We start from the raw sequence: 10112 nt of genomic DNA, 5'->3' as shown, positions 1-10112 counted from the left end.
CCGGCCAGCGCCTGGCCGACCGAGACCGGGGCGTGGCGCCCGCGGTGGACGCGGCGGCGATCGGCCGCCTTGCGCATCTGGGAGGCCATCTTGTCGAGCGCGAGGTCGAGCGCGCCCATCTTGTCGTCGGCGGCCGCCTCGGCCCGGATGACGGGACCCTTGGAGAAGGCCGTGAGCTCGACGTGCACCGCGCGGTCGTGCTGGCGGGGGTTGGGCTCGCTGTCCACCTCGACGTGGACACGGATGATGCGGTGGTCGTGCTTCTCGAGCTTGCTCAGCTTCTCTTCTGCGTGACCGCGGAACGAGTCCGACAGCTCGCAATGACGCCCTGTGACCACAACTTCCATGTTGAACCTCCTGGTGAGCAGTTGGTTAGCCCCTGGGCTTCCTGGGGCATGGAGTCCGCCCGGCCGACCTGGTCTTCGACCCCACAACCGCCTGCTGAGGCTCTCGCAGCTCATCTGCCATCTCTGGCGCCACTACTGACCTTCTCCCGCCGACACCCGTATCTGACGAGTGGGACGAGGCAGGACTTACCTCTAAGCCGCACCGTGATCGGCGTCCTCCGCATGCGGAGGAGCACGGGGGCCGGAGCCCGTCGTGTATCGCCTTACGTGGACCGTTTTGCCTGCGACTGGCATCGGCTAGCCGCTCCGGCACAGCCGGAACGGAGCAACCACGGACCCGGACGGACTCCATACAGAGACGTTAGTGGGTGCCCGTGGATGGCGGTACCCGTACACCTGAACTTTCGCTGTGTGTCTGGTCCGCGCCGTCCCCGAGACGCCTGCGCGTGGCAGCGGCGACCGCGATCGCCCGCACCTCGAGGCCGACCGCCTCCAGGGCCCGTTGCGCCTCCCGGGCCGTCGCGCCGGTGGTGAGGACGTCGTCGCACACGACCACCCGCGCCCGGGACCGTCGTACGGCGAGGGCCCGGAGGGCCGCGCTGGGACAGGTCATCGAGCCGTGCAGGTTGGCCGACCGCTCGACGGCGTCGAGCCCCGCCTGGTCGAGCACCCCTGGCCGCAGCCGCAGCAGCCGGGCCGCCACCACGTCGGCTCCCCCGGCCGCCAGGGTGCGCGCGGCCAGCCGCGTGATCGTGGATGTCGGGTCATGGCCGCGCTGGCGCACCGACGAGGTCCGCGACGGCACCGGCACCAGCACGACGGCGCCCTCCACGTCGGCGATCGCAGCGGCGACCGAGGCGGCCAGGAGCGAGGCCAGTGGCCGGGCCAGCGCCAGCATGCGGTGCTCCTTCAGCCCGAGGACCATCGCGCGTGCGACGCCGTCGTAGTCGGTCGGGGCGAGCGGCACGACCAGCCCGGGCGGGGTCGGGGTCGGCCAGCGAGGGAGGGCCGTCGTCGGCAGGGCGAGCCGGCACCCGGGGCACAGCAGTCGGCCGGGTCGCTCGCAGCCGACGCAGCGACCGCCGAGCAGCAGGTCGTCGAGCGCGTCGCGGAAGGACCCCATGGCCCCCCATCGGACCAGCCGGACCGGCCGGAGGCAACCGGCGGTGCGTCCGCCTGTGGGGTCAGCCGACGAAGTCGAGCGAGTCGACCCGGGCGCCCAGCTCGAGCACGCGACCGGTCGCGAGGTCCACCAGGCTGTCGCGCGTCACCGCATACTGCCGACCGCCCTCCACGGGCGTGCCGGCGAGCGCCACGACCCGCGCGTTGACCGTGGTGGAGAGCGCCTCCGTGCCGGCCGGTGCGCCGTCGACGGCGACGGTGCGGACCTCGAAGAGCTCGCCGGGCACGACCTGGCTCAGCAGCGCGACGGAGGTGGCGCTGGTCCACCCGATGTCGGTGACCCGCAGCGGCTCGGTGCCGGAGAAGGAGATGGTGCGGGTCTCGACCGCGCGGCGCACGCGGCCCTGGAAGTCGACCTGGATCCGGCCGACCTGGAGCCGGTCGACGCCGCGGGTGCGCACGACGGCCACGAAGCGCGTCGCGTCGCGCGAGACGATGAACGAGCGCACGTCCTCGCCGGTCACGCCGGGCACGACGAGCGGTCGCAGGACCCCGTCCTCGCGGAAGGCGACGCGGGCACCCTCCGGAGCGCGGTCGACCAGCCAGAGGCGGTCGGTGAAGTCCCACGAGGGCGGCAGCAGGTCGGTGGCCCCGGAGACGACCTGCTCGACGGTGTCCTCGCCGACCTCGCCGGCCACGGCGCGCACGGGGGCGAGGAGGATCGAGGTGCCGTCGCCCGACACCCCCGCCGCCGATGTGGCCGGGAGGTTGACCGCCACCGAGCGCAGGCCGAAGTCCTCGACCCCGAGCGGTCCGTCGGCCGGGGAGAGAGCGTCGGGCTCCCCCGAGACCAGCAGCCCGTCCTGGAGCGCGTAGAGCAGGCGGCTGGCCTGGTAGCCCGTCGGGTCGTAGTCGGGCGCGTCGTCGACGCCGTACTCGCTCACCCCGCCGGGCAGGCGCAGCTGCTCGCCACCGATCGCCAGCCGGACCGCCCGGATCGAGGGCTCCTGCCGCAGGGTCCAGGTCAGCTGGGCCAGGATCTTCTCGACGACCTCGGGGTTCTGCGCGCCGGCCTCCCCGACCAGCGAGATCTCCGCGACCCCGTCGGCGGTGACCGGGACCGAGAGCCCCACGCTGAGGCCGGACGGCAGGAAGCTGCGCGCGATGCCCGCGAGGTCCTCCCCCGGTCCCGCCAGGAGCCCGTCGATCAGGGTCGTGGCGAGCTGCTCCCCGCGCGGCACGAAGACCGGCTCCGGCACCAGGATCTGGGCGGTGCGGTCGAAGAAGTAGAGCGACACCTGACGGAACCGTTGGGCGAACCACGACGCCGGGACGATGAGGGCGTCGGGAGCCTCGCGGATGCGGTACTCGCCGTCCTCGACCACCATCTCGAACGACAACGTGCGCTGGTCCTCGGGCAGCGGGCCCTCCCAGCCGCCCTGGGCGTCGAGGGTCTCGGGGTCGCTGAGCGTCACCGACACCCCCGCGGCACCGGCGCTGGGCGTGGTGACGTCGGCGTAGGTGATCGTCGCCTCGTCGGGGTTCCAGGAGGTCTGGGCCTCCTGCGCGAGGAACTGACGCGCGACACTGGTCTGCACGGGATAGGCGGTCATCGCCGCCAGGAAGCCGTCGACGATCCCGAGCGCGGAGTCCCCCTGCTGCGGCGGCACCGCGTCGATGGCGGCCGCCTCCGGCTCCTCCAGCACCTGCGACGGTGCCGTCTCGACGACCGGGCCCGACTCGGGCAGGCTCACGCAGCCGGTGGCGGCCAGGCAGCACAGCAGGGCCAGGACGATGCCCGTCGTACGACGGCGCGAGGGCCGGGCGGTCGTCATCGGGCCTTCTCGGGGACGGGGTCGTCGGCGTCGACCGGCACCAGGGGCAGGGGGCTGTGCCGCAGCGGCTCACCGGCACGGCGTGGCAGCGTCAGGCGGAACTGGGCGCCCTGCCCGGGTCGGCCCCAGGCCTGGAGCCAGCCGCCGTGGAGGTGGGTGTCCTCGAGGGCGATCGAGAGCCCGAGGCCGGTGCCGCCGCTGGTGCGAGCGCGAGCGGGGTCGGCGCGCCAGAAGCGGTTGAACACCATGGCCGACTCCCCCGGCGCCAGTCCGATGCCGTAGTCACGCACAGCGATCGCCGCGGCGTGCTCGTCGCTGCCGAGGAGGACCTTGATCTCCTCGCCCAGACGGGTGTCGGCGTGGTCGATGGCGTTGGTGATGAGGTTGCGCACGATCCTCTCGACCCGCCGCACGTCGGCCTCGGCCAGGCAGGGGTGACCGGGTGACTCGACGACGACCCGGACACCGCGCTGGTCGGCCAGCGCGCGCGTCGCGTCGACCACGCGGTGGGCCACGTCGACGAGGTTGACGTCGTCAGCCTCCAGGACGGCCGCGCCGGCGTCGAAACGGCTGATCTCCAGCAGGTCGGCCAGCAGCACCTCGAAGCGGTCCAGCTCGACCTGGAGCAGCTCGGCCGCGCGTGCCGTGACCGGGTCGAAGGAGCTCCGGGCGTCGTGGAGGACGTCGCCGGCCATCCGGACGGTGGTGAGCGGGGTGCGCAGCTCGTGGGAGACGTCAGAGACGAAGCGGCGCTGGACGCGACTGAGCTCCTCGAGCTGGCGGATCTGGCGCTGGAGGTTGCTGGCCATCTGGTTGAACGACGTCGCGAGCCGGGCCAGGTCGTCCTCGCCGGTCACCCGCAGTCGCTCCTGCAGTCGTCCGGACGCGAGCCGCTCCGCGACGCGGCGGGCCATGCGGATCGGGGTGACGACCTGGCGCGCGACCAGCCAGGTGATGCCGGCCACCAGGATGAGCAGCGCGACCGCGGCCGTGAGCAGGGCCCGGGTGACGAGCCCGAGCGTCTCCTCCTCCTCGTCGAGCGGGAAGAGGAAGTAGAACGTGTAGGTGTTGCCGTCGGACGGCAGGATGATCTGGCTGCCCACCACGATGCCGGGCTGCGCCACCACGTCGCCGGCGTCGGTCCGGGTCCGGATGGTCGTGTAGGTCCAGGCCGTCGGGGCCACCTGGTCGAAGTGCTGCTCCAACGACTCCGGGACGCTGACCAGGTCGAGGTCGGTGGTGTACTCCGGCCCGCCGTCGGAGAGCCGGGCACCCTCGCGCGCGGGAACGCCGAGCACGACGCTGAAGCCGCGGGTGTCCCCGCGGGCGATGATCTGGTCGGCCAGCTCACGCTGCTGACGGCTGGCGTTGACCTCGGTGCCGGACGCCGCCTCGAGTCGGGTGCGCGCCTCCTCGGTGCTGGCCTCGGCCTCGGCGAGCACGGCGTCCACGCGGTGCTCGAGCAGACCGTCCTTGGTCGAGGTCAGGAGGAACCAACCGACGCCGCTGATGACGGCGGCCGAGAGCAGCAGCGTGCTGGCCACCACGCGGGCCTGGATGGAGCGCCGCCAGAAGGTGAGGGCTCGTCGCAGTCCGGGGGGAACGCCTAGGCGGGCCATGGTCTCGCCGACGACACCTAGCTGTTCCCGGCCTTGTAGCCGACGCCCCGGACGGTGACGACGATCTCGGGGTGCTCGGGGTCGTGCTCGACCTTGGAGCGCAGCCGCTGGACGTGGACGTTGACCAGGCGGGTGTCAGCGGCATGGCGATAGCCCCAGACCTGCTCCAGCAGCACCTCGCGGGTGAAGACCTGCCAGGGCTTGCGCGCCAGGCACAGCAGCAGGTCGAACTCCAAGGGGGTCAGGCTGATCGGCAGGCCACCCCGGCTCACCGCATGGCCGGCAACATCGATCTCGAGGTCACCGATCGTGAGGGTCTCGAGCGTGGTGGGGTCGAAGCGGCGCACGCGGGCGCGGATGCGGGCGACGAGCTCCTTGGGCTTGAACGGCTTGACGACGTAGTCGTCGGCACCGGACTCGAGCCCGACGACCACGTCGACGGTGTCGCCCTTGGCCGTGAGCATGACGATCGGGACGCCCGACTCGGCCCGGATCTCCTTGCAGACGTCGATGCCGTCCTTGCCGGGGAGCATCAGGTCGAGCAGCACCACGTCGGGCTTGTAGTCGCGGAACTGGTCGAGGGCCAGGTCGCCCCGAGTGCACATCCGGCTCTCGAAGCCCTCCTGGCGCAGCACGATCGTGAGCATCTCCGCGAGGGACGCGTCGTCGTCGACGACGAGCACACGGCCCTTGGGCGTGAGCCCGCTCGCGGTGCCACCCAGCTGTGTCATGACCGCAATAGTGCCACCCGCCCGGGGGCTCCGTCCCCACCACCCGCAACGACGACGCCCCCAGGCCCGCGAAGGGCCTGGGGGCGTTGCACGCCGGTGCGGATCAGTAGCGGTACTGGTCCGACTTGTAGGGGCCGGCGACGTCGACGCCGAGGTAGGACGCCTGGTCGTCGGTCAGCGAGGTGAGCTTGACGCCGAGCGCGTCGAGGTGGAGGCGGGCGACCTCCTCGTCGAGGTGCTTGGGCAGCACGTAGACGCCCACCGGGTAGTCCTGGGGCTTGGTGAAGATCTCGATCTGCGCCAGGACCTGGTTGGTGAAGGAGTTCGACATCACGAAGGACGGGTGACCGGTCGCGTTGCCGAGGTTCATCAGACGACCCTCGGAGAGCACGATGATCGCGTTGCCGGACGGGAAGGTCCACACGTCGACCTGCGGCTTGACGTTCTTGCGGACCGCGACGCCCTCCTTCTCGAGGCCGGCCATGTCGATCTCGTTGTCGAAGTGGCCGATGTTGCCGAGGATCGCGTTGTGACGCATGCGCGACATCTGCTCGACCGTCACGACGTCCTTGTTGCCGGTCGCGGTGATGATGATGTCGGCGACGTCGAGCACGTTGTCGAGGGTGTCGACCTGGTAGCCGTCCATGGCCGCCTGGAGCGCGCAGATCGGGTCGATCTCGGTGACGATGACGCGAGCGCCCTGGCCACGCAGCGACTCGGCGCAGCCCTTGCCCACGTCGCCGTAGCCGGCGACGACGGCGACCTTGCCGCCGATGAGGACGTCGGTGGCACGGTTGATGCCGTCGATGAGCGAGTGGCGGCAGCCGTACTTGTTGTCGAACTTCGACTTGGTGACCGAGTCGTTGACGTTGATGGCGGGGAAGAGGAGCGAGCCTTCCTTCATCATGTCGTAGAGGCGGAGCACACCGGTGGTGGTCTCCTCGGTCACGCCGCGGATCTCTCCGGCGATCTGGGTCCAGCGGTCCTGGCTCTCGGCGAGCGAGGCGTTGAGCACGTTGAAGACGACGCGCTGCTCGACGCTGTGGGCCGTGGCCGGGTCGGGCGCGATGCCGGACTTCTCAGCCTCGAGACCGAGGTGGACGAGCATCGTGGCGTCGCCACCGTCGTCGAGGATCATGTTGGCGAACGTGCCCTCGGGCCACATGAGGATCTGCTGGGTGCACCACCAGTACTCCTCCAGCGACTCGCCCTTCCAGGCGAACACGGGGACGCCGGCGGGGGCATCGACCGTCCCGGTGGGACCGACGGCGACGGCGGCGGCCGCGTGGTCCTGGGTCGAGAAGATGTTGCACGAGGCCCAGCGGACCTCGGCACCCAGCGCCGTGAGCGTCTCGATGAGAACGGCGGTCTGGATGGTCATGTGGAGCGAGCCCGCGATGCGAGCGCCGGCGAGCGGCTTGCTGTCGCCGTAGCGCTCGCGCATGGCCATGAGGCCAGGCATCTCGTGCTCGGCGAGCTCGATCTCGGTGCGGCCGTAGTCGGCCAGCGAGAGGTCTGCAACCTTGAAGTCCATGAAAGCTCCTGATCCTGGCTGTGGGGGCGTGGAGTCAAGGCTAGAACGGGTTCCCAGGAACAGAAGAATCCTCGCGACCCCCCTGTCCGGCCTCTTGAACCGGAGGTGTAAAGGGGTCGATCGGACCAGGTCGGGTCAGTGGGCGGCGGGCTCCGTGGACTCCTTCGACGTGCCGTGGCCGAAGGGCAGCACGTGCATCACTGCGACCACGACGGCGCCGACGAGCAGGCCGGCGACCGCGGAGAGCGCGGTGTTGACCAACCAGCCGAGGACCGCGCCGAGAGCACCGGCGGCGTCGTGGACGGCCACCTCGAGGTGGTGCACGGCGTCGTAGGGCGCGTGCCAGCCGAGGTCCTCGAGCCCCACCAGCAGGATGTGGCCACCGACCCACAGCATGGCCACCGTGCCGACCGCGGAGATCGTGGCGAGCAGGCCCGGCATCGCACGGACCAGTCCGTGCCCGACCCTCTGCGCGAGGCGGGACGCACGCTGGGTGAGCGCGATGCCCACATCGTCCATCTTGACGATCAGCGCGACGACGCCGTAGACGAGGAACGTGATGGCGATCGCCACCACGACCAGGATCGCGGCCCGGGTGAGGAACGGCTCGTCGGAGACCTCGTTGAGGGAGATGACCATGATCTCGGCCGACAGGATGAGGTCGGTGCGGATGGCGCCCGACACCATCGTCTTCTCCGCCTCGGCGTCGAGCTCGGTCTTGAGGGTCTCCTCCTCGTGGTGGCCGGAGAACTTCTCCCAGATCTTCTCGGCACCCTCGTAGCACAGGAACGTGCCGCCGAGCATCAGGATCGGGGTGAGCAGCCACGGCAGGAACTGGCTCAGGAGCAGCGCTGCGGGGAGGATGAGCAGCAGCTTGTTGCGCAGCGAGCCGACCGCGATCTTCTTGATCATCGGGAGCTCACGCTGGGCGGCGACGCCCTGGACGTACTGCGGCGTCACGGCCGTGTCGTCCACGACCACGCCGGCGGCCTTCATGCTCGCGCGACCGGCAGCGGCACCCACGTCGTCGACCGACGCCGCCGCTGCCTTCGCGAGCACGGCCACGTCGTCGAGGAGGGCGAACAGGCCGCCGCTCATCGGGTCTCCCTCATCGTCATGGCGTCATGCTACGGGCCCGCCGACGCGTCAGTTCCTCTCGCGGTCGTCCGCGAGCTGCTCGGCCAGCTGGTCGAGCGCCGGCTCGGAGCGCTCGTCGACGAGCTGGTCGACCAGTTGGTCGAGGACCGGGGTCTCGTGGTCCTCGTGGACGACGACGGTGACGCCCAGGTCGACCGCGTGGCGGGCGTGACGCTCGGCGTAGCCGAAGGGGTCGACCAGCTCGGTCAGGCGCGTGGACACCGGTCGCCAGGCCAGGAAGAGCGACAGCCCGAGCCCGACGACGGTGGTGATCGTCAGGCCCAGCGCCACGTGGTCGGCACCCCAGTCGTCGAAGCCGGCGTAGTCGGCGCCCTTCACCGCGAAGCCGTGGAAGAGGTAGACCACCAGCGTCGCCGCCCCCATGCGGGTGAACCAGCCGCCGAGGCGCGGCACCAGGGCGAGGAAGGCGAAGGCACCGACGGTCCCGACGACGAGCAGCACGGCCCGGATCAGGAACGCCTGGAGGTCGGAGACGTCGAGCTCGTCGTAGCGCGCGCGGTAGTAGAGCCACTCGGTGGCGGCGTAGCGCTCGACCAACCAGGTCAGCGAGACGAGCGCGACGAAGAAGACCGCTGCCACGACCTGGACCGGTCGTGTGCGCAACCTCTCGAGGCGCTCGGGGGTCGCCTTGAGGCCGAGCACGAAGAAGGGCAGCAACCCGAGGATCCGCGCGAGGTCGAGCTCGTCGCCGGCGAAGAGCCCGGCCACCAGGCTGATGCCGAGCGCCACGACGTAGCCACCCGGCATCGGCTTGAAGACGGGGGTGAGCAGCCTCCAGAAGAACAGCGCGGAGAGGTACCACAGCGGCCAGTGCGGGTCGAGGAACAGGTCCTCGAGCTCCTCGCCGCCGACGTAGACCCGGAAGAGCGCGATCGAGCACTCGAAGACGAGGTAGGGCACTGCGACGGTGCGCACCAGCTGCCACATCCGCTCGGGCGCGTAGGAGAAGCTGCGCGAGAGGTAGCCGGTGACGAAGACGAACGCCGGGACGTGCCAGGCGTAGAGGAAGTCGTAGAGGTAGCCGACCGTGCCCGACAGGGGCAGCAGCGTCCAGGCATGACCGACCACGACCAGGGTCACCAGCGCCATCTTGGCGTTGTCGAACCAGGGGTCCCGAGACGCCACGGTGCTAGTCCTCGACCAGGCCCAGACGGAGGTACTCCGCGGCGTAGGTGCCGCTGAGCATCAGCGAGGCGTAGCGCGCCACCTCGCTGGGGACGTCGGTCGTCAGGTGCTCGACGCGTACGCCGCGCTCCGTGGCCGCCGCGAGGAGCCGGCCGCGGTGCTCGCGCACCACGGCGTCCTCGGCCCCGTCGTCGAGGACGAGCAGCATCGGGCGCAGCTCTCCCCCGTCGTCGGAGAACGGGTCGTCGAAGACGTTGCGGGGCTTGGCTGCCTCGATGACCGGCAGCAGGTGCTCGGCGTCGCCCGCGATCGAGGTGCGCCCGCTGGAGCGGCGGATCGACTCCGCCACGCGGCGGGCAGCGCGCGCGGCGAGCACCGAGCCGCCCCAGACGATCGGGTTGGCGTCGGCGAGCGCGATGGCGAGCATCTTGGCCGGGTTGACGGCGAGGTCGCGGTGGGGGCTGCAGGAGGTCGCGACGTCGTCGAGCGCCTGGGCCACGGCCTCGGGCTCGGCGCTGGGACCGAGGGCGACCTGGTCGAGATAGCTGAGCATGACCACGGCGGTCGCGAGCTGGTCGCGCGTGGTCGTGGGCAGGATCGTGCTCCACCGGCCCGCGGCGTGCTCCGCGACCATGGAGGTC

The 10112-nt window shown here is 71.1% G+C and carries 9 protein-coding genes; all 9 read right to left on the bottom strand.

The annotated features are described in order from the left end of the window. Window positions 1-347 (bottom strand): ribosome-associated translation inhibitor RaiA (gene raiA / locus AAG827_RS21150; RefSeq protein ID WP_341928189.1); only part of this gene is annotated, 347 nt, incomplete at its 3' end. 361 nt (window positions 348-708) lie between these two features. Further along, window positions 709-1470 (bottom strand): ComF family protein, encoded by a 762-nt coding sequence (locus tag AAG827_RS21145; protein ID WP_341928188.1) that lies wholly within the window; start codon window positions 1468-1470, stop codon window positions 709-711. A 61-nt stretch (window positions 1471-1531) separates the two neighbouring features. Then, window positions 1532-3304: an LpqB family beta-propeller domain-containing protein gene (locus tag AAG827_RS21140; protein ID WP_341928187.1), complete on the bottom strand. Its 1773-nt coding sequence runs from the start codon at window positions 3302-3304 to the stop codon at window positions 1532-1534. Continuing rightward, window positions 3301-4923, bottom strand: coding sequence for an MtrAB system histidine kinase MtrB (gene mtrB, locus AAG827_RS21135; RefSeq protein WP_341928186.1), 1623 nt, complete (start codon window positions 4921-4923; stop codon window positions 3301-3303). Before mtrB ends, AAG827_RS21140 begins: the two co-directional genes overlap by 4 nt. A gap of 17 nt (window positions 4924-4940) precedes the next feature. Continuing rightward, entirely contained in the window at window positions 4941-5654 is a 714-nt protein-coding gene (mtrA, locus tag AAG827_RS21130; protein ID WP_341928185.1) for an MtrAB system response regulator MtrA, read from the bottom strand. Window positions 5655-5757: 103 nt separating this feature from the next. After that, complete coding sequence (gene ahcY, locus AAG827_RS21125) at window positions 5758-7188, bottom strand: adenosylhomocysteinase (RefSeq protein ID WP_341928184.1); 1431 nt, start codon at window positions 7186-7188, stop codon at window positions 5758-5760. A gap of 135 nt (window positions 7189-7323) precedes the next feature. Further along, complete coding sequence (locus AAG827_RS21120; protein WP_341928183.1) at window positions 7324-8286, bottom strand: DUF808 domain-containing protein; 963 nt, start codon at window positions 8284-8286, stop codon at window positions 7324-7326. A gap of 48 nt (window positions 8287-8334) precedes the next feature. Next, on the bottom strand, window positions 8335-9471 hold the full coding sequence (locus tag AAG827_RS21115) for an acyltransferase family protein (protein WP_341928182.1): 1137 nt from the start codon (window positions 9469-9471) through the stop codon (window positions 8335-8337). A 4-nt stretch (window positions 9472-9475) separates the two neighbouring features. Next, the coding region (locus tag AAG827_RS21110) for an SIS domain-containing protein (RefSeq protein ID WP_341928181.1) at window positions 9476-10112 on the bottom strand (637 nt) is incomplete at its 5' end.

Source organism: Nocardioides psychrotolerans (genome assembly GCF_943371775.1).
In the GTDB taxonomy this organism is placed as follows: Bacteria; Actinomycetota; Actinomycetes; order Propionibacteriales; family Nocardioidaceae; genus Nocardioides; species Nocardioides psychrotolerans_A.
The sequence above is the reverse complement of the archived record's forward strand: the minus strand, read 5'-3'. Positions and strand labels throughout refer to the sequence as shown.

Coding starts and splice junctions, on each gene's coding strand:
- AAG827_RS21145 (WP_341928188.1), bottom strand. CDS start 1,470: ATGGGGTCCTTCCGCGACGCGCTCGACGACCTGCTGCTCGGCGGTCGC.
- AAG827_RS21140 (WP_341928187.1), bottom strand. CDS start 3,304: ATGACGACCGCCCGGCCCTCGCGCCGTCGTACGACGGGCATCGTCCTG.
- mtrB (WP_341928186.1), bottom strand. CDS start 4,923: ATGGCCCGCCTAGGCGTTCCCCCCGGACTGCGACGAGCCCTCACCTTC.
- mtrA (WP_341928185.1), bottom strand. CDS start 5,654: ATGACACAGCTGGGTGGCACCGCGAGCGGGCTCACGCCCAAGGGCCGT.
- ahcY (WP_341928184.1), bottom strand. CDS start 7,188: ATGGACTTCAAGGTTGCAGACCTCTCGCTGGCCGACTACGGCCGCACC.
- AAG827_RS21120 (WP_341928183.1), bottom strand. CDS start 8,286: ATGAGCGGCGGCCTGTTCGCCCTCCTCGACGACGTGGCCGTGCTCGCG.